This is a genomic window from Pseudomonas sp. S3_A03, from assembly GCF_054668275.1.
Genome location: NZ_CP162753.1, coordinates 3,611,098 through 3,635,874 on the forward strand (window position 1 = coordinate 3,611,098; position 24,777 = coordinate 3,635,874).

24 protein-coding genes, 1 pseudogene and 1 riboswitch are annotated in these 24,777 nt (G+C 60.6%); of the genes and pseudogenes, 12 read left to right on the forward strand and 13 right to left on the reverse strand.

Annotated features, from left to right (window positions below; genetic code table 11):
• Positions 1-566 precede the first annotated feature (566 nt).
• Positions 567-860, forward strand: coding sequence for a fructose-bisphosphate aldolase (locus AB4O25_RS16465; protein ID WP_065879340.1), 294 nt, complete (start codon positions 567-569; stop codon positions 858-860).
• 63 nt (positions 861-923) lie between these two features.
• Here AB4O25_RS16465 and fba read toward each other — a convergent pair whose 3' ends face one another.
• The 6 genes from fba to tkt form a co-directional block, all read right to left on the reverse strand.
• Positions 924-1,988 carry a class II fructose-bisphosphate aldolase gene (gene fba, locus AB4O25_RS16470; protein ID WP_003234513.1) on the reverse strand — a complete coding sequence of 355 codons (1,065 nt, stop codon included), beginning with the start codon at positions 1,986-1,988 and terminating at the stop codon, positions 924-926.
• A gap of 211 nt (positions 1,989-2,199) precedes the next feature.
• Complete coding sequence (locus AB4O25_RS16475; protein ID WP_017531025.1) at positions 2,200-2,532, reverse strand: MliC family protein; 333 nt, start codon at positions 2,530-2,532, stop codon at positions 2,200-2,202.
• A 61-nt stretch (positions 2,533-2,593) separates the two neighbouring features.
• A complete protein-coding gene (locus AB4O25_RS16480; RefSeq protein WP_065879338.1) occupies positions 2,594-2,821 on the reverse strand; it encodes a hypothetical protein in 228 nt (75 codons plus the stop codon).
• Positions 2,822-2,850: 29 nt separating this feature from the next.
• The gene (locus AB4O25_RS16485; protein WP_017531023.1) at positions 2,851-4,014 is read right to left on the reverse strand and encodes a phosphoglycerate kinase; all 1,164 of its coding nucleotides are present in this window, start codon (positions 4,012-4,014) and stop codon (positions 2,851-2,853) included.
• 17 nt (positions 4,015-4,031) lie between these two features.
• The gene (epd, locus tag AB4O25_RS16490) at positions 4,032-5,087 is read right to left on the reverse strand and encodes an erythrose-4-phosphate dehydrogenase (protein WP_017531022.1); all 1,056 of its coding nucleotides are present in this window, start codon (positions 5,085-5,087) and stop codon (positions 4,032-4,034) included.
• 166 nt (positions 5,088-5,253) lie between these two features.
• On the reverse strand, positions 5,254-7,251 hold the full coding sequence (tkt, locus tag AB4O25_RS16495; protein WP_017531021.1) for a transketolase: 1,998 nt from the start codon (positions 7,249-7,251) through the stop codon (positions 5,254-5,256).
• A gap of 259 nt (positions 7,252-7,510) precedes the next feature.
• Here tkt and AB4O25_RS16500 point away from each other — a divergent pair, with 259 nt between their 5' ends.
• From AB4O25_RS16500 to AB4O25_RS16520, 5 genes and pseudogenes are all read left to right on the forward strand, one after another.
• Positions 7,511-8,506: an ArsR/SmtB family transcription factor gene (locus AB4O25_RS16500; RefSeq protein WP_460149785.1), complete on the forward strand. Its 996-nt coding sequence runs from the start codon at positions 7,511-7,513 to the stop codon at positions 8,504-8,506.
• Positions 8,507-8,524: 18 nt separating this feature from the next.
• Positions 8,525-9,715 (forward strand): methionine adenosyltransferase, encoded by a 1,191-nt coding sequence (gene metK, locus AB4O25_RS16505; RefSeq protein WP_017531019.1) that lies wholly within the window; start codon positions 8,525-8,527, stop codon positions 9,713-9,715.
• Between the two features lie 221 nt (positions 9,716-9,936).
• On the forward strand, positions 9,937-10,287 hold the full coding sequence (locus AB4O25_RS16510) for a hypothetical protein (protein ID WP_017531018.1): 351 nt from the start codon (positions 9,937-9,939) through the stop codon (positions 10,285-10,287).
• Positions 10,288-10,385: 98 nt separating this feature from the next.
• Positions 10,386-12,046 (forward strand): annotated as a pseudogene (ligB, locus tag AB4O25_RS16515) (NAD-dependent DNA ligase LigB).
• Between the two features lie 70 nt (positions 12,047-12,116).
• Positions 12,117-12,506 (forward strand): DUF1090 domain-containing protein, encoded by a 390-nt coding sequence (locus AB4O25_RS16520; protein WP_460149786.1) that lies wholly within the window; start codon positions 12,117-12,119, stop codon positions 12,504-12,506.
• A gap of 6 nt (positions 12,507-12,512) precedes the next feature.
• Here the strand turns inward: AB4O25_RS16520 and AB4O25_RS16525 are convergent, their stop codons facing one another.
• Positions 12,513-12,962 carry a c-type cytochrome gene (locus tag AB4O25_RS16525; RefSeq protein ID WP_017531015.1) on the reverse strand — a complete coding sequence of 150 codons (450 nt, stop codon included), beginning with the start codon at positions 12,960-12,962 and terminating at the stop codon, positions 12,513-12,515.
• Between the two features lie 128 nt (positions 12,963-13,090).
• On the opposite strand from AB4O25_RS16525, the gene mltA reads away from it, so the two are divergent.
• A complete protein-coding gene (gene mltA / locus AB4O25_RS16530) occupies positions 13,091-14,287 on the forward strand; it encodes a murein transglycosylase A (protein ID WP_460149788.1) in 1,197 nt (398 codons plus the stop codon).
• 74 nt (positions 14,288-14,361) lie between these two features.
• On the opposite strand, the gene AB4O25_RS16535 is transcribed toward mltA, so the two are convergent.
• From AB4O25_RS16535 to AB4O25_RS16545, 3 genes are all read right to left on the reverse strand, one after another.
• Complete coding sequence (locus AB4O25_RS16535) at positions 14,362-14,748, reverse strand: MAPEG family protein (protein WP_116078186.1); 387 nt, start codon at positions 14,746-14,748, stop codon at positions 14,362-14,364.
• A gap of 157 nt (positions 14,749-14,905) precedes the next feature.
• The gene (locus AB4O25_RS16540; protein ID WP_017531012.1) at positions 14,906-15,793 is read right to left on the reverse strand and encodes a formate/nitrite transporter family protein; all 888 of its coding nucleotides are present in this window, start codon (positions 15,791-15,793) and stop codon (positions 14,906-14,908) included.
• A gap of 114 nt (positions 15,794-15,907) precedes the next feature.
• Positions 15,908-16,297 carry an acyl-CoA thioesterase gene (locus AB4O25_RS16545; protein ID WP_017531011.1) on the reverse strand — a complete coding sequence of 130 codons (390 nt, stop codon included), beginning with the start codon at positions 16,295-16,297 and terminating at the stop codon, positions 15,908-15,910.
• A gap of 198 nt (positions 16,298-16,495) precedes the next feature.
• Positions 16,496-16,601, forward strand: a riboswitch (S-adenosyl-L-homocysteine riboswitch).
• A gap of 21 nt (positions 16,602-16,622) precedes the next feature.
• Between AB4O25_RS16545 and ahcY the strand changes: the two genes are divergently transcribed.
• The 4 genes from ahcY to AB4O25_RS16565 all read left to right on the forward strand — a co-directional run bounded on the left by ahcY (position 16,623) and on the right by AB4O25_RS16565 (position 22,067).
• Entirely contained in the window at positions 16,623-18,032 is a 1,410-nt protein-coding gene (gene ahcY, locus AB4O25_RS16550) for an adenosylhomocysteinase (protein ID WP_017531009.1), read from the forward strand.
• Between the two features lie 170 nt (positions 18,033-18,202).
• Positions 18,203-19,048 (forward strand): methylenetetrahydrofolate reductase [NAD(P)H], encoded by an 846-nt coding sequence (gene metF / locus AB4O25_RS16555; protein ID WP_017531008.1) that lies wholly within the window; start codon positions 18,203-18,205, stop codon positions 19,046-19,048.
• 119 nt (positions 19,049-19,167) lie between these two features.
• A complete protein-coding gene (locus tag AB4O25_RS16560; protein ID WP_017531007.1) occupies positions 19,168-19,959 on the forward strand; it encodes a substrate-binding periplasmic protein in 792 nt (263 codons plus the stop codon).
• Between the two features lie 221 nt (positions 19,960-20,180).
• The gene (locus tag AB4O25_RS16565; RefSeq protein WP_017531006.1) at positions 20,181-22,067 is read left to right on the forward strand and encodes a DEAD/DEAH box helicase; all 1,887 of its coding nucleotides are present in this window, start codon (positions 20,181-20,183) and stop codon (positions 22,065-22,067) included.
• A 62-nt stretch (positions 22,068-22,129) separates the two neighbouring features.
• On the opposite strand, the gene AB4O25_RS16570 is transcribed toward AB4O25_RS16565, so the two are convergent.
• A complete protein-coding gene (locus tag AB4O25_RS16570) occupies positions 22,130-22,501 on the reverse strand; it encodes a nuclear transport factor 2 family protein (RefSeq protein ID WP_017531005.1) in 372 nt (123 codons plus the stop codon).
• A gap of 117 nt (positions 22,502-22,618) precedes the next feature.
• Between AB4O25_RS16570 and AB4O25_RS16575 the strand changes: the two genes are divergently transcribed.
• Entirely contained in the window at positions 22,619-23,566 is a 948-nt protein-coding gene (locus AB4O25_RS16575; RefSeq protein ID WP_223496521.1) for a LysR substrate-binding domain-containing protein, read from the forward strand.
• On the opposite strand, the gene AB4O25_RS16580 is transcribed toward AB4O25_RS16575, so the two are convergent.
• Entirely contained in the window at positions 23,567-24,145 is a 579-nt protein-coding gene (locus tag AB4O25_RS16580) for a YceI family protein (protein ID WP_017531003.1), read from the reverse strand.
• A 32-nt stretch (positions 24,146-24,177) separates the two neighbouring features.
• The gene (locus AB4O25_RS16585) at positions 24,178-24,729 is read right to left on the reverse strand and encodes a cytochrome b (RefSeq protein ID WP_017531002.1); all 552 of its coding nucleotides are present in this window, start codon (positions 24,727-24,729) and stop codon (positions 24,178-24,180) included.
• Positions 24,730-24,777 lie beyond the last annotated feature (48 nt).

The following is a 24,777-nucleotide window of genomic DNA, read 5'->3' on the forward strand; positions in this document are numbered from 1 at the left end:
CTATCGCTCCCGTCAGTGATGCTTTACCGCCTTAGCATCGCGCGCCTATCGCCATAAACAACTGTGAGAACTAACAGTGGACTATAGTTTTTGGCGATTAAAACAGGTGACGTTTGTGCGGTTGGGTATTGATCTTGCGTGAATTGTCCCGGTAGTCCCAAGGACGATTCGCAAATAACGCCGACGTCTTAAACACACCATTCAACCCCTGTGGGAGCCATCGCGGACAAGCGCGGTTCCCACAGTTGATCTACTTTGCCTGAAGACGCTGCGCTCGTCCTACACGACCGTTGCGGCATGCCAAGTCGACGCTTATAGTTTGCCCCGTCGCCGGCATTGAATGGCGATAGGGTTTCGCAGCCCTAACGATACGTGTGTAACCAAGCATCATGAATACAATGACGAGTGCATCTGCGCCCGACGTCTGTTTTATGGTGGCTGTGTGTGGGAGACCTTCGGGTCTGCCGGGTTCCTCGTATCCTCGGTCTGCGAACCCGCACACAGCTACCACCCATTCGTTTCGCAGCGAACGGCGGTAGTCCTTTTAGATACGAGGAATATTTGCCATGGTTCAACAACTCCCACCCCGCCGCTTCACGCCCTGCACCGAAACCGCCACCGATTACCCAGTGCTCCTCATCGACAGCGACGCCCCATTGCTCGACCTCCACGCCTGCCTGCGCGAACGCCTCAACGCCGCCCTCGAACACCTCAACCTGATGGCCTGCTCCAGCCTGCCGGACTTTGCAGAGTGCGACTTGAATAACGTGGCCAATACCGCGCGCATTCTGGTGCAGGATGTGAGTGATGTGTTTCGGGTGGTTGAACAGCGAGGGTTCGATACTTCACCGCCAAGCTGATCAAAATCCGGCCACAAAAAAGAAGCCCGCATCGCTGCGGGCTTCTTTTTAAACACCTGAGGCTCAGTTCACCTTAGCGTTCAACTCACCTTTCAAATAACGCTGGTACATCGCTTCCAGCGAGATCGGCTTGATCTTCGAGGCATTGCCGGCAGTACCAAACGCTTCATAGCGTGCGATACACACATCACGCATCGCGGTCACGGTAGCACCGAAGAATTTACGTGGGTCGAATTCGCTCGGGTTGGTGGCCATCAGGCGACGCATGGCACCGGTGGAGGCCAAACGCAGGTCGGTGTCGATGTTGACCTTACGCACGCCATGCTTGATGCCTTCGACGATTTCTTCAACCGGTACGCCGTAGGTTTCTTTGATGTCGCCGCCGTACTGGTTGATGATCGCCAGCCACTCTTGCGGTACCGATGAAGAGCCGTGCATCACCAGGTGGGTGTTGGGGATGCGTTTGTGGATTTCCTTGATGCGGTCGATGGCCAGTACGTCGCCGGTGGGCGGCTTGGTGAACTTGTAGGCGCCGTGGCTGGTGCCGATGGCGATGGCCAGGGCGTCGACCTGGGTTTTCTTGACGAAGTCCGCAGCTTCTTCCGGGTCGGTCAGCATTTGGCTGTGATCCAGCACACCTTCGGCGCCGATGCCGTCTTCTTCGCCGGCCATGCCGGTTTCCAGGGAGCCCAGGCAACCCAGCTCGCCTTCAACCGAAACGCCGCAGGCGTGAGCCATGGCTACGGTTTGTTGGGTCACGCGTACGTTGTATTCGTAGTCGGTGGGGGTCTTGCCGTCTTCGCCGAGGGAGCCGTCCATCATGACCGAGCTGAAGCCCAGTTGGATGGAGCGCTGGCACACGTCAGGGCTGGTGCCGTGGTCTTGGTGCATGCACACCGGGATGTGCGGGAATTCTTCAATCGCGGCGAGGATCAGGTGACGCAGGAACGGGGCACCGGCGTATTTGCGCGCACCGGCCGAAGCCTGGACGATCACTGGGGAGTCGGTCTTGTCAGCGGCTTCCATGATGGCGCGCATCTGCTCAAGGTTGTTGACGTTAAAGGCTGGGACGCCGTAGCCGAACTCGGCTGCGTGGTCCAGCATTTGACGCATGCTGATAAGTGCCATTGTGTTGTCTCTCCCGGTCGAGGGTCGTTAATCGTGCAAGCCTGCCGTAGCGGCGGCTGCTATTCAAGTTATTGCCGGTCAGGTTTTGCATGCCTGGCCCGCTGAATCGTTATTGCAGTGTCCGGCCCACCACCTATGCCACTTTGGAACCGGATTTAATGTAGGAAGGGGCAAGCCCCTCCCACATTTGGATTTCATCAAATTTGAAATCTTATTGGGCCTTGCAGCCACGCCCGATCAAATCGTCGGTGGCAACCCAGTAAACCAGGCCTTCCTCACCTTTTGTGTGAAACGCCAACTGGTCGTTGCTGTACAGCACGCCCGAGGCGGCAACGTCCTGTTTAAGACGGTAAACCTGGTCGGAACCGCCGAGGCGTACATCCACCTCGGAACGGGCCTGGTTAGCAAAACGCCAGTTGACCTCGGCTTTGCTGTCGCAGGTCCAGGTGGTCCACTTATCGGCAGGTTCTGCCTTATTGAACATGTTCATGCTGCTGCAACCAGCCAGTAGGGCCAGTGCCGCCAGGGCGAAAACGCCTTTCATTGCCAATCCTCGAACGACGGCCCAAAGGCCGCCACTGCTGTCGGTTAGTTGATCAGACCCGTCAAGGGCAACCCTGTTCCTGACCGTTGGGCGCAGAGTCGTATTTCTCCAGCCGTTCGTTGCCGATGCGCTTGTTGATCACCGGCATGGTCTCGGCTTGCCAGTCAGCCTGATAGCAGTTTTTATCCTGTGCGGGCGCAGGCTTGCTCGCCTCCTGCGCCGCGCTTGGCGTGCTGCCACAGCCGGCCAACACGCCCGCTGCAATCACCAGTGCCAACGACTTGATCATGGGAATGCTCCTTTTCCTGATCACGTGCCTTAACCTTTGGCTCGGGTTTCCAGCATTTGCACCGCAGGCAGGACCTTGCCTTCGACGAATTCTAGAAACGCGCCGCCACCGGTAGAAATGTAGGAGATCTGGTCAGCCACGCCATATTTGTCGATGGCCGCCAGGGTGTCACCACCGCCGGCGATGGAGAAGGCCGAGCTTTCGGCAATCGCCTTGGCCAGCACTTTGGTGCCGTTGCCGAACTGGTCGAACTCGAATACGCCGACCGGGCCGTTCCACAGGATGGTCTGGGAGGCTTTCAGCAGTTCAGCGAAGTTGGCCGCGGTTTGCGGGCCGATGTCCAGGATCATGTCGTCGTCGGCTACGTCAGCGATCAGCTTGACGGTGGCGGCGGCGCTTTCAGCGAATTCCTTGGCAACAACCACATCGACCGGCAATGGCACGCTGACCTTGGCGGCGATGGCGCGGGCGGTGTCGAGCAGGTCCGGTTCGTACAGCGACTTGCCCACCGGGTGACCGGCTGCGGCCAGGAACGTATTGGCAATGCCGCCGCCGACGATCAGTTGGTTGCAGATCTGGCTCAGGCTGTTAAGCACGTCCAGCTTGGTCGACACCTTGGAGCCGGCCACGATGGCGGCCATCGGTTGCGCCGGTGCGCCCAGGGCTTTGCCCAGTGCGTCCAGTTCAGCGGCCAGCAGTGGGCCGGCTGCCGCAACCTTGGCGAACTTGGCCACGCCGTGGGTCGAGCCTTCGGCACGGTGAGCGGTACCGAAAGCGTCCATCACGAATACGTCGCACAGGGCCGCGTATTGCTGGGCCAGTTCGTCACTGTTCTTTTTCTCGCCTTTGTTGAAGCGCACGTTTTCGAACAGCACGATATCGCCGGCCTTCACGTCCACGCCGCCCAGGTAATCAGCCACCAGCGGCACGTCGCGGCCCAGGGCACGGCTGAGGTAGTCGGCCACCGGCTTGAGGCTGTTTTCGGCGGAGAACTCACCTTCGGTCGGGCGACCCAGGTGGGAGCAGACCATCACGGCCGCGCCTTTTTCCAGGGCCAGCTTGATGGTCGGCAGCGAGGCCAGGATTCGCGCATCGCTGGTGACTACACCGTCCTTGACGGGGACGTTGAGGTCTTCGCGAATCAGTACGCGCTTACCTTGCAGATCGAGGTCGGTCATCTTCAACACGGTCATGGGTCGCAGTTCCTGAATTACTGTTGAGGTTGTTTAGAGGCGATATGCAGATAATGTTCCGCAACGTCGAGCATTCGGTTGGCAAAACCCCATTCGTTGTCGAACCAGGCCAGGATGTTCACCAGCCTCGGGCCGGAAACGCGGGTCTGGCTGGCATCGACGATCGCCGAATGCGGGTCATGGTTGAAATCACAACTGGCGTGGGGCAACTCGGTATAGGCCAGCAGGCCTTTGAGCGGGCCGCTGGTAGCGGCGTCGCGCAGGATCCGGTTGACCTCCACGGCATCGGTGTCGCTGACGGTTTGCAAGGTGATATCCAGGCAGGAGACGTTCACCGTCGGCACCCGTACGGCTTTGGCCTGGATTCGCCCGGCAAGTTCCGGCAGCAGACGTTCGATGCCACGGGCCAGGCCGGTGGACACCGGGATCACCGACTGGAACGCCGAGCGTGTGCGGCGCAGGTCTTCATGGTGATAGGCGTCGATCACCGGCTGGTCGTTCATCGCCGAGTGAATTGTGGTGATCGACACGTAATCAATACCAATCGACTGATCCAGCAGGCGCAACAGCGGCACGCTGCAGTTGGTGGTGCAGGAAGCGTTGGACACCAGCAGCTCACTGCCGGTCAGGCAATCCTGGTTAATGCCATAGACGATGGTGGCGTCGACATCCGCCTCGCTGGCCATCGGCTGGGAAAACAACACACGCGGTGCTCCGGCGTCGAGAAAACGCTGGCCATCGGCACGGGTGTTGTAGGCACCTGAGCATTCCAATACCAGGTCGACGCCTAGCGCCGCCCAGTCGATGCCCTCGGGGGTGGCACTGCGCAGTACTTTCACGCAGTTGCCGTTGATATGCAGACAATCGCCGTCAACCCGCACTTCGCCGGGAAAGCGGCCGTGGGTGGAGTCAAAGCGTGTCAGGTATTCGATGCTGGCCATGTCGGCCAAATCGTTGATCGCAACAATTTCAAACCCGGCGGCGCCCCCTCGCTCGAACAGAGCACGCAAGACGCAACGACCAATGCGGCCGTAGCCGTTGAGTGCAACTTTGTAGGGACGCGGTTGGGGCATGGGGTTCTCGATCAACTTGGGTGAAGGGGTGAATGTGCCACCACCTTCGCGAGCAAGCCCGCTCCCACACTTGAATGGGTTCACAATTGCAACTGTGTGAACCCGATCAAATGTGGGAGCGGGCTTGTTCGCGAAGAGGCCAGCACAGCCACCTCAATCTACAGCCTTAGTCTTCCAGCAGTTCTTCAGCCTGGCCCAGGATGTTTTCCAGGGTGAAACCGAACTCTTCGAACAACGCCGGCGCCGGCGCCGACTCACCGTAGGTGGTCATGCCGATGACGCGGCCTTCCAGGCCCACGTACTTGTACCAGTAGTCGGCATGTGCCGCTTCGATGGCGATACGCGCGCTGACCTGCAACGGCAGCACCGATTGCTTGTAGTCGGCGTCCTGGGCTTCGAACACGCTGGTGCACGGCATGGACACCACACGCACGTTGCGGCCCTGGGCGGTCAGCTTGTCGTAAGCCTGAACGGTCAGGCCCACTTCGGAACCGGTGGAGATCAGGATCAACTCCGGCTCGCCGATGCAATCCTTGAGCACGTAGCCACCGCGGCTGATGTCAGCGATCTGCGCGTCGGTGCGCACCTGATGTTGCAGGTTCTGACGCGAGAAGATCAGCGCCGACGGGCCGTCCTTGCGCTCGATGGCGTGCTTCCAGGCCACGGCGGATTCCACCGCGTCGGCTGGGCGCCAGCAGTCCAGGTTCGGCGTGGTGCGCAGGCTGGTCAGTTGCTCGACCGGCTGGTGCGTCGGGCCGTCTTCGCCCAGGCCGATGGAGTCGTGGGTGTACACATGGATCACACGCTTCTTCATCAGCGCGGCCATGCGTACGGCGTTACGTGCGTACTCCATGAACATCAGGAAGGTCGCGCCGTAAGGCACCAGGCCGCCGTGCAGGGACACGCCGTTCATGATGGCGCTCATGCCGAACTCGCGCACGCCGTAGTACATGTAATTGCCGCTGGCGTCTTCGGCCGAGACACCTTTGCAGCCCTTCCACAGGGTCAGGTTGGAACCGGCCAGGTCGGCCGAACCGCCGAGGAACTCAGGCAGCAGCGGGCCAAAAGCGTTCAGGGTGTTCTGGCTGGCTTTACGGCTGGCGATGGTTTCGCCCTTGGCCGCGACTTCGGCGATGTAGGCCGAGGCTTTTTCCGAGAAGTCGGCAGGCAGGTCGCCCGCCAGGCGGCGGACCAGTTCGTTGGCAAGCTCAGGGAATTCGGCGGAGTAGGCCGCGAAACGCTGGTCCCACTCGGCTTCGGTGGCCAGGCCTTTTTCTTTGGCGTCCCATTCGGCGTAGATGTCGGCCGGGATTTCGAACGGGCCGTGATTCCACTTCAGCGCTTCGCGGGTCAGGGCGATTTCCGCGTCACCCAGTGGAGCGCCGTGACAGTCTTCCTTGCCTTGCTTGTTCGGTGAACCGAAACCGATGGTGGTCTTGCAGCAGATCAGGGTCGGCTGCGCGCTCTTGCGGGCGGTGTCGATGGCAGTCTTGATCTCTTCCGGATCGTGGCCGTCGACATTGCGGATCACCTGCCAGTTGTAGGCTTCGAAACGCTTTGGCGTGTCGTCGGTGAACCAGCCTTCGACTTCGCCATCAATGGAGATGCCGTTGTCATCGTAGAAGGCGATCAGCTTGCCCAGGCCCAAGGTACCGGCCAGGGAGGCGACTTCGTGGGAGATGCCTTCCATCATGCAGCCATCACCCAGGAACACGTAGGTGTGGTGGTCGACGATATCGTGGCCAGGGCGGTTGAACTGCGCGCCCAGCACTTTTTCCGCCAGCGCGAAGCCAACCGCGTTGGCCAGGCCTTGGCCCAGGGGACCGGTGGTGGTCTCGACGCCTGGGGTGTAGCCGAACTCCGGGTGGCCCGGGGTGCGGCTGTGCAACTGGCGGAAGCTCTTGAGGTCGTCGATGGTGACGTCGTAGCCGGTCAGGTGCAGCAGCGAGTAGATCAGCATCGAACCGTGGCCGTTGGACAGCACGAAGCGGTCGCGGTCGGCGAACGACGGATTGCTCGGGTTGTGTTTCAGGTAATCACGCCAAAGTACCTCGGCGATATCCGCCATGCCCATCGGGGCACCGGGATGGCCGCTGTTGGCTTTTTGCACGGCATCCATGCTGAGGGCACGAATGGCGTTGGCACGCTCACGACGGCTGGGCATCGCTGATCTCCTGGGGGCTTGAATAAAGAAACGGAAAAAAGGACCGGCATTTTCCCTCAGCCACCGCCTGCGGGCAATGACAGATAGTCACTTGAGGGTGTTTTTCCTGCGGTTTACCCGGCATTCCCTTGCAGAAACCGGACACCCGTTCGTCTAGAGGGTATAGCGGCTGCTTATAACCGCCACTTATCGATCAATATCAAAACTTTTTGATATTGACCTTGCGGGTATGCCCGCCCGTCACTAGACTGCTGGCCTTATGAACCTACCCGTGCCCTCACTACGTCCAGACGACGGCGATGAACTGGCAGCCCTGTGCAAGGCCGCTGGAGACCCGCTGCGCTTGAACGTTTTACGCGCACTGGCCAATGACTCCTTCGGCGTATTGGAACTGGCGAAGATCTTCGCCATCGGCCAATCGGGCATGAGCCACCATTTGAAGGTGCTGTCCCAGGCCGACCTGGTGGCCACTCGCCGCGAGGGCAATGCAATTTTCTACCGCCGCGCCCTGCCCCATACCGACTTGCTCGGCGGCAAGCTGCATGCCGCGTTGCTTGAAGAAGTCGACAACCTGAGCCTGCCCGGCGACGTACAGTCGCGCATCAGCCAGGTCCATGGGCAGCGCGCAGCGGCGAGCCAAGACTTTTTCGCACGGGTGGCCGAGAAATTTCGCGCCCAGCAAGACCTGATTGCCGGTCTTGCCCAATACCGCGACAGCGTACTGGCACTGCTGGACAAGCTGAGCTTCAGTGAAGGGGCAACTGCCTTGGAAGTCGGCCCAGGGGATGGCGGTTTTCTGCCGGAACTGGCGCGCCGCTTCCAGCAGGTCACTGCGCTGGATAACAGCCCGGCCATGCTCGAACTGGCGCGCCAGCTGTGCGAACGCGAGGCACTGGGCAACGTCAGCCTGCAGTTGGCTGACGCGCTCAACAGCACGACGATCAAGGCCGACTGCGTGGTGCTGAACATGGTCTTGCACCATTTCGCCGCCCCTGCCGAGGCGCTCAAGCAAATGGCCGGGTTGCTGCACCCCGGCGGTAGCCTGCTGGTTACGGATTTATGCAGCCACAACCAGAATTGGGCCAGGGAGGCCTGCGGTGATCTCTGGTTGGGATTTGAACAGGACGATCTGGCCCGTTGGGCCACCGCTGCGGGGCTCGTTCCCGGGGAAAGCCTCTATATAGGCTTACGTAATGGTTTCCAGATCCAGGTCCGCCACTTTCAGCGACCGGCTGGCGACACTCACCATCGGTAATATCAGGAAAACATCGAGATGAGCGAATACTCCCTTTTCACCTCCGAGTCCGTGTCTGAAGGGCATCCGGACAAAATCGCCGACCAGATTTCTGATGCGGTGCTGGACGCCATCATTGCGCAAGACAAGTTCGCCCGGGTGGCGTGCGAGACTCTGGTGAAAACCGGTGTAGCAATCATCGCGGGTGAAGTGACCACTACGGCCTGGGTTGATCTGGAGCAGATCGTCCGTGACGTGATCACCGACATCGGCTACAACAGCTCCGACGTCGGCTTCGACGGTGCGACCTGCGGCGTGATGAACATCATCGGCAAGCAGTCCCCGGACATCAACCAGGGTGTCGACCGCGCCAAGCCGGAAGACCAGGGTGCCGGCGACCAGGGCCTGATGTTCGGCTACGCCAGCAACGAAACCGAAGTGCTGATGCCGGCGCCGATCACCTTCTCGCACCAGCTTGTGCAGCGTCAGGCCGAAGCGCGTAAATCCGGCCTGCTGCCATGGCTGCGCCCGGACGCCAAGTCCCAGGTAACCTGCCGTTATGAAGGCGGAAAAGTCGTCGGTATCGACGCTGTGGTTCTTTCGACCCAACACAACCCGGACGTTTCCTACACCGACCTGCGTGAAGGCGTGATGGAGCTGATCGTCAAGCACGTGCTGCCTGCCGAACTGCTGAGCAAGGACACCCAGTTCCACATCAACCCGACCGGCCAGTTCATCATCGGTGGCCCAGTGGGTGACTGCGGCCTGACCGGTCGCAAAATCATCGTCGACAGCTACGGCGGCATGGCCCGTCACGGCGGTGGTGCGTTCTCGGGTAAAGACCCGTCCAAGGTTGACCGTTCCGCAGCGTATGCCGGTCGTTACGTGGCCAAGAACATTGTGGCGGCCGGCCTCGCCGAACGTTGCGAGATTCAGGTTTCCTACGCGATCGGCGTAGCGCAGCCTACATCGATCTCGCTGAATACCTTCGGCACCGGCAAGATCAGCGATGACAAGATCGTCAAACTGGTGCGCGAGGTTTTCGACCTGCGCCCTTATGCGATCACCACCATGCTCGACCTGCTGCACCCGATGTACCAGGAAACCGCAGCCTACGGCCACTTCGGCCGTACCCCTGCGCAGAAAACCGTCGGTGACGACACCTTCACCACCTTCACCTGGGAAAAAACCGACCGCGCCGACGACCTGCGCACGGCAGCCGGCCTGTAATCGCTCGCCGCACCCCAAAGCCCCGCCGGGTTCGCCCGGCGGGGCTTTTTATTGCCCGGTGTTTCGCGGTGATGTTCACATTTTTTGGATCCAAACCTTGCAGGCTAAATAATGGCCCACTAGAATCCGCGCCCTCTCGGGCCCCTTAACCTAATTTGGATATTGCGCTGCGCCCGCCCGGGACTCATCAGCGTGCAGGCAATCGAACATTGAGGTTTTTCATGCGCATCTCCACGCTCGCCCCCGCCGCCCTTTTGCTCAGCCTGTTCGCCCTGCCGGCCCACGCCGCTGACCTGAGCGCACTGAGCGGCGCCCTGACTTCCCAGTTGGGTGGCGGCAATTCCGGCGACTGCCAGAAACAATCCGCAGACCTGCAAACCAAGATCGATGCGGCCGAAGCCAGCAAAGACACCTTGAAAGTGAAGGCCTTCAAAGCAGCGCAAGACCAGATCAACAAAGGTTGTGACAAACTCGCCGAAGCCCAGGCCAAGGCCGACGCCAAGCAGCAAACCCAGGAAGCCAAGGCTGATAAGCCGGATGCCGTGAAAGCCCTGGGCGGTCTGTTCAAGTAAGCAGAAACACCTCGCAAAAAGCCCCGCACTGCCGGGGCTTTTTTATGCCTGAGGAGTTCATTTAGGCTGGGCACCCCTTCCGAGCAAGGATGCTCACGATGCGCTTATTGATCGCCCTTTTACTCATCGCGTTACCCTACCGGGTCTGGGCCGAAGCCTGCCCGGACGAAGCCCGGACACAGGTCAGCACCCTGGCCGAACAGATCCGCCTGTGGGATGACAGTTATCACCGTCTCGGCCAATCGCCTGTCCATGATGAACTCTACGACCAGGCTCGCCAGCGCCTGGCCCATTGGCGCGAGTGCTTCGCCCCGACCAGCGCGGCGCCGGGCAACCCGCTGGCCAGCTCACGGGGTACCGTGCCTCACCCGATTGCGCATACCGGCCTGGAAAAACTGCCAAATGAACAGGCGGCGGGCGCCTGGCTGGGCACCCGCCAGGACGTATGGATTCAACCCAAGGTCGACGGCGTAGCGGTGACGCTGGTGTATCGCCAGGGCCGCTTGAAGCAGGTGGTCAGTCGCGGCGATGGGGTGCTCGGCCAAGACTGGTCCGCCTCCGCGCGCAAGATCCCGGGCATTGTCCAGCAACTGCCGGAACCCATCGACCTGGTGCTGCAAGGCGAACTCTATTGGCGCCTCAACGACCATGTGCAATCGGCCCTGGGCGGGCGCAATGCTCGCAGCAAAGTATCCGGGCTGCTGAACCGTAAACATTTGAGCGATACCGACGCCGCCGGCATCGGCCTGTTTGTCTGGGCCTGGCCCGAAGGCCCTACGGCGTTCAGCGAGCGTCTGGCCACGCTGGCACGCTGGGGTTTCACCGACAGTCAGCGTTACAGCCGCCCCGTGCAGAACATCACCGAAGCCGCGCACTGGCGTACTTATTGGTACAACCACCCACTGCCTTTCGCCAGCGACGGGGTTGTGTTGCACCAGGCATCGCGCGCGCCCGCCGAGCGCTGGCGGGCCAGTGCGCCTTACTGGGCTGTAGCCTGGAAGTACCCGGCCTCCAAAGCCTTGGCCCTGGTGCGCAAGGTGCGGTTCAAGATCGGTCGAACCGGGCGCATTACACCCATTCTGGAATTGGAGCCGGTACGGCTGGATGACCGGCAGATCAGCCGGGTCAGCGCCGGCTCTTTGAAACGCTGGCAGGCGCTGGATATACGCCCCGGCGACCAGGTGTCCATCAGCCTCGCGGGGCAGGTGATCCCTCGCCTGGACCAGGTAATTTTGCGCAATGCCACCCGGCTCGACCTTGCAGTACCCGACCCTCGCGACTTCCATGCCTTGAGTTGCTGGCAACTGGACCCCGGCTGCGAAGACCAGTTGCTGGCGCGCCTCACCTGGCTGAGTGGCAACCAGGGCCTGGCCTTGCCCTACTTGGGCCGCGAAACGTGGAACGCTTTGATCCAGGCGGGTCTAATCGCAGGCTTTCTCGATTGGTTGACCCTGGATGCGGCAGAGCTTGCTAACATTGACGGCTTCGGCGATCAAAGCCGCGCGCGGCTGCTCGACAGCCTCGCTAGCGCGCGACAACGGCCCTTTGCACAATGGCTCAAAGCTATGGGCGTACCGCCTGCGGCACGCAACAACCTCAAGGGCGACTGGCAGGCGCTGGCCGCCAGAGACACCCAGGCCTGGCTGGCTATCGATGGCATAGGCCCAGGTCGCGCAGCGCAACTGAGCGCTTTTTTCGCGACCCGCAGGTACAGGCGCTGGCCGAAACATTACACGTGGCCGGAATAGACGGGTTTTGACCGCACCCAGCCACCTTCAAACCACGGCAGAATTCACCCTGCCATTTACGACCCCGGAGCCCCACATGAAATGTCTAGCCCCTTTGCCCTACTGACCGTCGCAAGCTTTATGGCCACCCCTCTGCTGGCAGCCGAGGAAGCTTCCCCACTCACTGGCTGTGCCGCCAAGCGCCAAGCCATCACCACCCAGATCGAACAAGCCAAGGCTCACGGCAACAGCGAACAACAGGCAGGCCTGGAAACAGCCCTGAGCGAAGTCACCGCCCACTGCACCGACGCCTCCTTGAAAAAGGAGCGGGAAAACAAGGTGCTCGACGCCAAGCATGAAGTCAGCCGCCGCCAGGCCGACCTCGACAAGGCGATGAAAAAGGGCGATGCCGACAAGATCAACAAACGCAAAGACAAACTCGCCGAGTCCCGCAAAGCACTGCAGGACGCCGTGGAAGAACTCGACCAGTAAACCCGGTCAATGGTCTCGAAATTGTTTATGGCAAGCGCTGCACGCATCTTCGACTTTCTGTATGGCAGGCGAAAGGTTACTGGCCTTGTAGGGCTGAACTTGGCTGGCGATCACCAATTCACCGGTGGCCGCTTCCAGGTCGCGGGCCAGTTGCTGGAACTGCGCCTGTTTTTGCCACACGTCGTCCTTGGCGCTGGTGTGATCTTCTTCTCGTACGCTCGGGAAGTGCTGCCACGGTTCATGGGACAGCGCGTCAAGCTTGACCGCGCCTTCGGCGAATTTCGCGCCATCGAACGGGATGCGCCCGCGCAGCATGCCGCCCAGGTCTTCAGCGGTCTTGAGCATTTGCTTGAAGATCGCCTTGCGCTGGCCCAGCGGCGAATTCGGATCAACGCCGCCACAGGCAGACAATGCCAGGCAGGCCAGCAGTACAACCGTCATTTTTTTACAAGTCATGGTGGCTCAGGGTCACGGGAAACGGTGGCCAGTATCCCCGCCCCGTCCGTAAACACCAATAGCCCTATTAATAATAAGGGTTGCCCCTCGGCGCTACGGCGCGGGCAACCACTTCAGGAATCGCTTGCATGAACCTCTCGTTGAACCCCTGGAGCCGCCGCCTGGCGTGGGCTCTGCCGATGATCGCACTGCTGGCCGGCTGCGACGCGGGCAAGGATAGCGGTAAACAAACCCCCTCTGTTGAACCCGCCAAACCCCACGCCGTCGCCACCTATGTGAGCGCGGCATGGGAGGCCCTGCCGGCGGTGTCCGACAGCGACCTGCTAGCGGGTTTTGAATCCTGGCGCAGTGCCTGCCAGCGCCTCAAGGCCGACCCTGTATGGGGCGCGACCTGCGCGGCGGCGGCCACGGTGCCGGGCAATGCGCCAGCCGTGCGGGGTTTTCTCAAGGAGCGCCTGGATGTGTTCGGCCTGCGCTCGGCCGACGATACCCCGAACGGCTTGATCACCGGCTACTACGAACCGGTCTATCCCGGCAGCCTGACCAAGACCGCCACAGCAAATGTGCCGGTGTACGGCGTGCCGGACGACCTGATCATCGTCAACCTGGAAAGCATCTACCCCGAACTCAAGGGTAAACGCCTGCGTGGCCGCCTGGAGGGCCGTGTACTCAAACCTTATGACGACGCCGGCGCCATCAACGGCCAAGGCTCCACCGCCAAACCGATCGCCTGGCTGACCAACCCGATGGACCTGCAGTTCCTGCAGATCCAGGGTTCCGGCCGCATTCAGCTCAAGGGTGGGCGTCAACTGCGCGTCGGGTATGGCGACCAGAACGGCTACCCGTATCGTCCTATCGGCCGCTGGCTGGTGGAACAAGGCGAGCTGAAGAAAGAAGACGTGACCATGGGCGCGATCAGCGCCTGGGCCACGGCGCATCCGGAGCGAATTACGCAGTTGCTGGCCAGCAACCCCAGCTACGTATTCTTCAGCGCTCGCCCTGACAGCAACGAAGGCCCGCGCGGTTCGCTGAACGTGCCACTCACCGCCGGCTACAGCGTGGCGGTGGACCGCAAGGTGATTCCGCTGGGCAGCCTGTTGTGGCTGTCGACTACCAAGCCCGACGGCACGCCACTGGCACGCCCTGTCGCCGCGCAAGATACCGGCGGTGCAATCACCGGCGAAGTACGCGCGGATTTGTTCTGGGGCACCGGCGAAGCCGCGGGTGAACTGGCGGGGAACATGAAGCAGCAGGGGCAAATCTGGATGTTGTGGCCTAAAGGCGCGGCGCTGCCGCAGGTGCCGGATGCACCTGTCGGGAGCTAACAGACACTGAAAGCCAAAATGTGAAGCAGGCCCAGTGTGGTGAGCGGGCTCCCACACTGGGCCTGCATCAGACCTTAGATCGAGACAAAGAAGAAACTCGCAATCAAGGCCATGCCCACCGTCCACACCAGCGAACGCAATATCGCCCAGTCGGCCAGGTAGCAAATGATGTACAGCAGGCGGCTGGTGATAAACAGCACGGCCAACACGTTGATGGTCACCAGTTCGGCGGTGCCGGCCAGGTGGGCGATAATCACCGCCGCCGCAAACGCCGGCGTCACTTCAAAGCTGTTGAGCTGTGCGCTGTGGGCACGTTTGGCAACCCCTTCGAGGTTGTCCAGAAAAGCCCGAGGGTCGTGGTTATCACGCGCGCCGAATTTGCCGTCACTGAACTTGGCCACACCTGTACACAGGTAAGGCAGAAAAATGGCGATCAACACACACCAGAAAGCAACCGTCATCACTCATTCCTTATGTAGTTTTATGCAGCAATTAGAGTTCTAGCACTAAACATCAGACATCGCACCTACCCGCTAGGAGCCGTGGCGCGCCGAAAGGTTCGATCGCGCGCATGGGGGTCAAGCGCACAACCGGACCGCCCCAGGCCACGCCTGACGTTCACTGATTCTTGTCAATCTGCTGCGGATGCCTCGGGTCTGCAGCCTTCTTGCCCGGCAGGCTGCCTTCGCTGCGGATCTGCGCGTGGCTGATCAGGGCAAAGATAAAGCTGCCGCCGATGATATTGCCCGCCAGTGTCGGGCCGGCAAACACCAGCCAGAAATCCTTCCACGGCAGTTCGCCGGCAAACACCAGGTAGGACACTTCCGCTGAACCCACCACGATATGGGTGAAGTCGCCCAAGGCCATCAGGTAAGTGATCAGAATGATGATCCACATCTTGGCGCTTTCCATCGACGGGATCATCCACACCATGGTCGCGATCATCCAACCGGAGACGATGCCTTTGGCGAACATCTGGCCAGGATGGTTTTCCATGACCTTGCGCCCGATCTCGAGGAAGGCCAGGTCGGTCTTGGTATCGAAGATCGGCAGGTGCAGCATCACGTAAGCGACCAACAGTGTGCCGCACAGGTTGCCCACCAAGACCACCGTCCATAGCCGCAACAGGCGCCCGAAGTTGGCCAGCGTGGGTTTGCTCATCACGGGCAGCACGGCGGTGAGGGTGTTTTCGGTAAACAGTTGCTGACGCGCCAGGATCACCGCCAAAAAGCCCGCGCAATAGCCAAAGCTGGCGATGACCTTGAAGCCTTCCGCGTCCGGCAGGCGTGAGTTGAGCAGCCCCATGGCCATCAACGACAGGCCCATGGTAAGACCCGCCGCCAATGCCGACCACCATAGGGCGGCGACATTGCGCTCAAGCTCCTGGTCGCCCTGGGTACGGATGATTTCATGCAGCACCGCTGCCCGAGGCGGCTGGTTCTTGTCCACGTCCTGCTGCTCTTCCTGCGACAGGTTGGGGGTGTTGCCGTCTTCGTGTGTGGCCATGAGGTCCAGAATCCAAGGGGTGCCTGTAGCTACGACACGCCCCAGCGATGGCTGTTCAGTGGCCAGGTAATTTCCATGCGCAATGATTCGGCAAACAATCAACGCGCGATGGGGTTATTCCTGAAACTGGTCTTTGACGTACTTGATTTCGGTACGCCCATGAGGTGCCGGCAAACCGTCTTCGCCGAGGTTGACGAAGACCATTTTCTCAACCGTCAGGATGCTTTTGCGGGTGATCTTGTTGCGCACTTCACAGGTAAGCGTGATGGAGGTGCGACCAAATTCGGTGGCGGTGATGCCCAACTCGATGATGTCGCCCTGGCGCGAGGCGCTGACGAAGTTGATTTCGGAGATGTACTTGGTCACCACACGTTGGTTGCCCAACTGGACAATGGCGTAGATCGCCGCTTCTTCGTCGATCCAGCGCAGCAGGCTGCCACCGAACAGGGTGCCGTTGGGGTTGAGGTCTTCAGGTTTTACCCATTTGCGGGTGTGGAAGTTCATGGTCACTCCAAAGCGTCTTGCGAAATGATGGGCAACATCATGGCAGAGCCCAGGCCCAAGCTCTATGAGCCATTGCCTATCAAGCCCATGAGCGATCTTCATGCCGCCGACAGAAAGGCTTGGGAAGTCCGGCGCACACAGCTATAATCGCCACCGCTTCAAAACGGTCATCTTCAATTGATACCGTTCTCCCGCCACCTGTCCGAGGGGCGCTGCAGCAGGCTTGGCCTGTCAGGCTCGGATGGGGCGTTGTCCGGCCTGGTCGTCCAGCTGGATACTAAACGCACAACGGCGCCCATTCGCACACTACGAATGGAGGCTCTCTATGAGCGCTGTAATCACGCCTGCAGATTTCACCGACTACAAAGTCGCCGACATGTCCCTCGCTGCCTGGGGCCGTCGCGAAACCTTTATCGCCGAATCCGAAATGCCTGCCCTGATGGGCCTGCGTCGCAAGTACGCCGCAGAGCAACCGCTCAAGGGCGCGAAGATTCTCGGCTGCATCCACATGACCATCCAGACTGCCGTGCTGATCGAAACCCTGGTTGCCCTGGGTGCCGAAGTGCGTTGGTCGTCGTGCAATATCTTCTCCACTCAAGACCAGGCCGCTGCCGCTATCGCTGCCGCCGGTATCCCGGTATTCGCCTGGAAAGGCGAGACCGAAGAAGAGTACGAGTGGTGCCTGGAGCAAACCATCCTCAAGGATGGCGCGCCTTGGGATGCCAACATGATCCTCGACGACGGCGGCGACCTGACCGAGCTGCTGCACAAGAAGTACCCAGCCATCCTCGACCGCGTCCACGGCGTGACCGAAGAAACCACCACCGGCGTGCACCGCCTGTTGGACATGCTGGCCAAGGGCGAGCTGAAAATCCCGGCCATCAACGTCAACGACTCGGTGACCAAGAGCAAGAACGACAACAAGTACGGCTGCCGTCACAGCCTGAACGACGCCATCAAGCGCGGCACCGACCACCTGCTGTCGGGCAAGCAAGCCCTGGTGATCGGCTACGGTGACGTGGGCAAGGGTTCGTCCCAGTCCCTGCGTCAGGAAGGCATGATCGTTAAAGTCTCCGAAGTCGACCCGATCTGCGCCATGCAGGCCTGCATGGACGGTTTCGAAGTGGTTTCGCCGTTCATCGACGGTATCAACGACGGCACCGAAGCGAGCATCGACAAGGCTCTGCTGGGCAAGATCGATCTGATCGTGACCACCACCGGCAACGTGAATGTTTGCGACGCGAACATGCTCAAGGCCCTGAAAAAGCGCGCCGTTGTCTGCAACATCGGTCACTTTGACAACGAAATCGACACCGCTTTCATGCGCAAGAACTGGGCATGGGAAGAAGTGAAGCCACAGGTACACAAGGTTCACCGTACCGGTGCCGGCGCTTTCGACCCACAGAACGACGACTACCTGATCCTGCTGGCTGAAGGCCGTCTGGTTAACCTGGGCAACGCCACCGGCCACCCAAGCCGCATCATGGATGGCTCGTTCGCCAACCAGGTACTGGCCCAGATCTTCCTGTTCGGCCAGAAATACGCCGACCTGTCGCCGGCCCAGAAAGCCGAGCGCCTGACCGTGGAAGTCCTGCCGAAGAAACTCGACGAAGAAGTGGCCCTGGAGATGGTCCGCGGCTTCGGCGGCGTGGTGACTCAACTGACCAAGACCCAGGCCGACTACATCGGCGTGACGGTTGAAGGCCCGTTCAAGCCGCATGCTTACCGTTACTAAGTAGCCCGCTCTCTCCCTGTCGGAGCGAGCTTGTATGGGAGCGGGCTTGCTCGCGAAGGCGGAGTGTCAGTTGATAATTTATGTCGACTGACACGACCCTTCGCGAGCAAGCCCGCTCCCACATTGACGGTGAACACTTTCCGGTTTTTTGAGTTTCCAAGGATACGACCATGTCCCAAGACCGTCGCTACAGCTTCGAGTTCTTCCCGACCAAGACCGATGCTGGGCATGAAAAACTGATGGCGACTGCCAAGCAGTTGGCCAGCTACCAACCCGACTTCTTTTCCTGCACCTACGGCGCCGGCGGTTCGACCCGTGACCGCACGATCAATACCGTGTTGCAGTTGGAAAGCGAAGTCAAAGTTCCCGCCGCTCCGCATTTATCCTGCGTGGGCGACAGCAAGGCCGACCTGCGCGGCCTGCTGACTCAATACAAGGCAGCCGGCATCAAGCGCATCGTCGCCCTGCGTGGCGACCTGCCGTCCGGCATGGGCATGGCCAGCGGCGAGTTGCGCTACGCCAATGACCTGGTGAGCTTCATCCGCGAAGAAAGCGGCGACCACTTTCATATCGAAGTAGCAGCCTATCCGGAGATGCATCCCCAGGCGCGTAACTTCGAAGAAGACCTGAAGAATTTCGTGCGCAAGGCCAACGCCGGCGCCGACAGTGCGATCACGCAGTACTTCTTCAACGCCGACAGTTACTTCTATTTCGTCGAGCGTGTGCGGGCACTGGGTGTGAATATCCCGATCGTGCCGGGCATCATGCCAATCACCAACTACAGCAAGCTGGCACGTTTTTCCGATGCCTGCGGCGCCGAAATCCCACGCTGGGTACGCAAGCAACTGGAAGCCTACGGCGACGACGTCAAGAGCATCCAGGCATTCGGCGAACAGGTCATCAGCGAAATGTGCGAGCGCCTGCTGCAAGGCGGCGCGCCAGGGTTGCACTTTTATACCCTGAACCAGGCTGAGCCGAGCCTTGCTATCTGGAACAACCTCAAGCTGCCCCGCTGAGGCTTGCCCTGCGGTACCCGGGCCCTCGTCAATACGAGGGCCTTTTTATTTGCGCGCCCTCGCCCGCACAGGCGTGCGCCAGAGCTTCTCTTTAGCGCAGCGGCGTCGTAACCTCAGGCATGCCCGTCATCCTGAAGTTATTGACCGCTGCCCTTTTCACTTGCCTGAGCCTGGCCGCTTATGGCGAGAAATTGCGCATTGTCACCGAGCCCTGGGCGCCGTATGTGTATGACGAGCAGGGCGTCATGCATGGGCTGGACTATGAAGCCACGGTGATCGTGTTCCAGCGCCTGGGCGTAGAGGTGCAATGGCAATTCCTTCCCTGGAAGCGTTGCCTGGCCATGCTTGAGCAAGGCCAGGCCGACGGCGCGCTGGATATTTTCCACAGCCACGACCGCGACGCCTTGTTGCTGTACCCCAGCGAACCGCTGTCAGAGGTCGAGTTTGTGCTGTTCTATGCCAACGCGCGCCCTCACCTGGCCCGCCGCCTCGACGACTTGCAAGGCCTGTCGGTGGGCACCTCGCCGGGCTACCTGTATGGCGCGCCTTTCAGCGATTCCACATTGTTCAAGCGTGAACCGGCACCCAGTCACGAGGCGAACTTCGGCAAATTGCTGCTGGGGCGCATTGACCTGGTCATTACCGACCGGCGGGTCGGCCAGCATGTGATCAAGGCCATGGGCCTGGAGGGTATGGTCAGCCAGGCGCCGATCGTTATCAGCCGCCAGCAGCAATACCTCGCCGTGCGCCGTGGCGCGGGCATGGACCTGCTGGCGCAACGCTTCGCCGCCGAACTCAAACGCTTTAAACAGGAACCGGCCTACGCCATCTTGAGTGAAAAATATGGCGCAATCCCCGATATTACGGCCTCAGGACACACCGTTGAGCAGCAGGAAAGCAGCGCACAGTGATTGCTCTGTTATACTCCGGCCTTTCCGCCAGGCTCACGCCCGGCCGCTGAGGTCTTGAAAAAGGCACCCAACCCCGCTACAGCGCAGCTTTCAGCCCGCGCGAGCCGGTGGAGTGCCCGCCAGGCGCAGCAGGACCGGACGGGGTTGCGCTCCCCTAAGCGCCATTCACGCCCGGCAAGATTATCCCTTTGGGCCAAGCCCTAACTAAAACAGGATTACTCATGTCCTTTGCTTCCCTCGGTCTCTCCGAGGCTTTAGTCCGCGCCATCGAGGCAGCGGGCTATACCGAGCCTACTCCGGTGCAACAGCGGGCCATTCCCGCCGTGTTGCAAGGTCGCGACCTCATGGTTGCGGCTCAGACAGGTACTGGTAAAACCGGCGGTTTCGCCCTCCCGATCCTGGAGCGGTTGTTCCCCAACGGTCACCCGGACAAATCCCAGCGTCACGGCCCGCGCCAACCGCGCGTACTGGTCCTGACCCCAACCCGCGAACTGGCCGCCCAGGTGCATGACAGCTTCAAGCTGTACGCCCGCGACTTGAAGTTCGTCAGCGCCTGCATCTTCGGCGGCGTCGGCATGAACCCGCAGGTTCAGGCCATGTCCCGTGGTGTTGACGTGCTGGTAGCGTGCCCCGGTCGTTTGCTCGACCTGTGCGGCCAAGGCAGCGTCGATTTGTCCCACGTGGAAATCCTCGTGCTGGACGAAGCCGACCGCATGCTCGACATGGGCTTTGTCCATGACGTGAAAAAGGTCCTCGCCCGCCTGCCGGCCAAACGTCAGAACCTGCTGTTCTCGGCAACGTTCTCCCAGGACATCACCGCCCTGGCCGGCAAGCTGCTGCACAACCCGGAACGCATCGAAGTCACGCCGCCGAACACCACGGTCGAGCGTATCGAACAACGCGTCTTCCGCCTGGCCGCCAGCCACAAGCGCTCGTTGCTGGCCCACCTGATTACCCATGGCGCGTGGGAGCAGGTATTGGTGTTCACCCGCACCAAGCACGGCGCCAACCGCCTGGCCGAATACCTGGACAAACACGGCCTCACCGCCGTCGCCATCCACGGCAACAAGAGCCAGAACGCACGCACCAAAGCCCTCGCCGACTTCAAGGCCGGTTCCGTGCGTATCCTGGTGGCCACCGACATCGCCGCCCGCGGCCTGGATATCGACCAGCTGCCGCACGTGGTCAACTTCGAGCTGCCGAACGTCGATGAAGACTATGTGCACCGTATCGGCCGTACCGGCCGTGCCGGTCGTTCGGGTGAAGCCATCTCCCTGGTAGCCCCGGACGAAGAAAAACTGCTCAAAAGCATCGAGCGCATGACCAAGCAGAAAATCGCCGACGGCGACCTGATGGGCTTCGATGCCAGCGCGGTAGAGGCCGAGAAGCCTGAAGTACGCGAACGTCCCGATGTGCGTAACCCACGCAACCCACGCGGTCCGAAGGGCGATGGCCCGAACGGCGGCGGTGGTGGCGGTGGTCGTCGCGACAAGGGCAAAGACAAGGGCGGCAAAGACAAAGCGCCAACCAACGGCCGTGGCGAACGCCCAGCCCGTGAGCAGAAACCACGCGAAGGCACCCCGGCACGCGAACAGCGCCAGCCGAGCCAGCCGCCACGCGCAGCCGCCGACCGCGCGCCGGACGAGTTCCTCGACGACGACGTGGATAACTTCGGTAACCGCGTTGACTACGTGCCCCAGGCCAAACCGGCCCAGGGCCGTGGTCGTCGCCCAGGTGCCCCGGCACAGGGCGCAGGCGCCGCGGCACCACGCAGCGGCCAGCCTCAGGGCGCTCGTCAGAACGGCCCACGCAACAGCAGCGGCGGCACCACCGGTACGCCACCTGCCAAACGCAGCGGCCCGCGTAACGGCGCACCGCGTGACGGCCAGGCTCGTCGCGAAGATTCGCGCAGCAACAACCGCCGTCCGGCCCGTGACGACCAGCCTCGTTCGTCCGAGCCAGCGGTGCAGAACCCGCGCGGCGGCCCAGCCCCCAAAATCATCCACAAGGAGTCGAAAGCCGACCGCTTCCCGACACCCGAGCAACTGGATCAGTTGCCAGGCCGTCCTCGTGGTGAAAAACCAGCGCTGCTGACCCGCAACCGCTGAGTTTTTCCATACAAAAAACGCCCCGACTGTTTGGGGCGTTTTTGTATGCGGCGCTTGGCTTATTAAGCCGTTACTTCACCGGCCTTGTGAAAGAGTTTGGCAAAGATCATCCAGCGCCCCTCCACTTTCATCAAGTTCAAGTAGTCCACCATCAGGTTATTGAACAAGCGCAAACGTACTTTGACCATGGCCATTTCCGGCGACATCACGTCAATCATCAACACTTCATCAAGTTGCGGAAAACCGCCGGCCCGCGGCGATTCACGCCCCTCAACCATGCTCCGGTATTCCTCGAACGGTCGAACCACCACCACTGAATTCTGCGCGCTGTATAACACGCAGCCACGATGGAATACGTGATCGAACTTTTTCAAGTCCTGGGTTTGTAAGACATTAAAGTAGTCTTTCAGAAACGCTTGAATTTCCTCAATCATGAGCACAACTCCGAGAACGGTGTTAGTTGAATAAATAACTTCGCGCCATTATCGGTAGCCCACTCGTTTCAGGTATAGCGGCTATTATTAGGCTTTTACGTGAAAGGAATTCACCTATTGAAACTCCCCCCCCTCGCGGCGTTACGTGCCTTCGAGGCCTTGGCCAGGCTGGGCAAGGTGAACCTGGCCGCGCTCGAACTGCACGTCACCCACAGTGCCGTCAGCCATCAAATCCGCTCGCTTGAAGAGTATTTGGGCCTGGCGCTGGTCATTCGCAGCAAACGCTCGCTGACGCTGACTGATGAGGGCCGCGTGTATGCCTACCAGATCAGACAGGCACTGGGCGAGATCGCCGGGGTAACCGAAAAGTTATTGGCGAAAACCAAACACCCGCAGTTAACCGTTTCAGTATTGCCCTCCTATGCCATGCATTGGTTACTCCCGCGTTTACATGACTTCAGGGCCGCTCACCCCGAGTTGCACCTGAGACTGGATTCAAGCATGGAGTTCAGCCATTTCGGGCAAGGCCCACTCGATGGCGCGATCCGCTTCGGCCACGGCCAGTGGCCGGATGTGCATTGCGAGGCTTTGATGGGGGATTCGTTGCTGGTGGTCGCCGCGCGCGACTTCAACCACGGCGTCCTGCCGGACACGGCGCAAGCCGTCCTCGAGCTGCCGCTGTTGCACGCCAGTGAAAGCTGGCCCATCTGGCTTGGCGCCGCTGGCGTGGAAGGGGTACGCCCTCACGCTTCGCTGGAGTTCACCGACTCCACGTTAATGCTCGAAGCCGTCAGGCTTGGGCACGGCGTCGCACTGACCCGACGCTCGATTGCCCATGGGCTGCTTCAACGCGGGGAGTTGGTCAAGCTGACAGAGGTCGAGCCGGCGCACGCCTCACGCTACTACCTGGTGTGGCCTACCGGCCGCAAACCTTCGGCAGCGCTGAGCGATCTGCATCACTGGCTCAAGGACCAGATCGCCCTCTATCAAGACAGCCTGGCAGCCTGCACACAGCAAAACGCCGACCCTGAGGTCGGCGCTTTGACAGTAACGCAGAGAAGCTGATTACTTCTGCTTCACGCCTTCCAGCGAGATGTCCAGGTCAACGGTCTGCGAAGACGGACCTGGGCCTTTGATGCCGAAGTCGTTCAGGTTAACGGTCGCCTTGGCATTGAAGCCGGCACGTTCGCCGCCCCATGGGTCCTTGCCTTCACCGTTGAAGGTGGCCTTGAAGACCACTGGCTTGGTGACGCCGTGGAAGGTCAGGTCGCCGGTCACGTCAGCAGTTTTCTCACCGGTGGATTTAACCGCGGTGGATACGAACTTGGCGTCAGCGAACTTGGCAACGTCCAGGAAATCCTTGCTGGCGATGTGCTTGTCACGTTCTGCGTGGTTGGACCACAGGCTGGCGGTTTTCACGTCGACTGCGATTTTGCTGGCTTCAGGCTTGGCGGCATCCCAGCTGAAGGTGCCATCCCAATCCTTGAAGGTACCGTGGATGTAGCTGTAGCCCAGGTGGCTGATTTTCCAGTCGATGAAGGCGTGCTGGCCTTCTTTGTCGATCTTGTAGTCAGCGGCCATTACCTGGCCTGCCGACAGCAGCGCGGTACCGATTGCCAGAGCAGCGAGGGTCTTTTTCAACATGCTTTCTATTCCTTGTGAGTCGAGGTTGAACATCAGGCTTTGCGCCCCAGCATTCGCGTAAGGGTCGCATCGCGATCGATAAAGTGGTGTTTCAACGCAGCCACGCCGTGCAAGCCGGCGAAGACCACCAACACCCAGGCGAGATACAAATGCACCACGCCGGCGGTGTCTGCCTGGTCCGGTAGACCGGAAACCACGGCGGGAATTTCAAACAAGCCAAACACCGGGATACCGACACCGTCTGCGGTGGAAATCAGGTAACCGGCAATCATCACTGCAAACAGCCCGAGGTACAGGAACCCATGGCCGAATGCCGCGCCGATCCGGGTCAAGCGACTGTAGCTGGCCAATGGCGGCGGCGGTGGGCTGACCAGCCGCCAGACAATGCGCACCAGCATGATCGCAAACAGCGTAATGCCGATGCTCTTGTGCAGGTCCGGCGCGTCTTTGCGCCAGGCGCTGTAGTAGTCCAGGCCAACCATCCACAGGCCCAGGGCAAACAGGCCAACCACCACCAGGGCCACGCCCCAGTGCAAAACCATACTGACCCAGCCATAGCGGGCCGGTGAATTGCGTAACTGCATGAACTTAATCCCGAAAGAGCTGCGCCAAGACTAGCGGTTTACCTATCG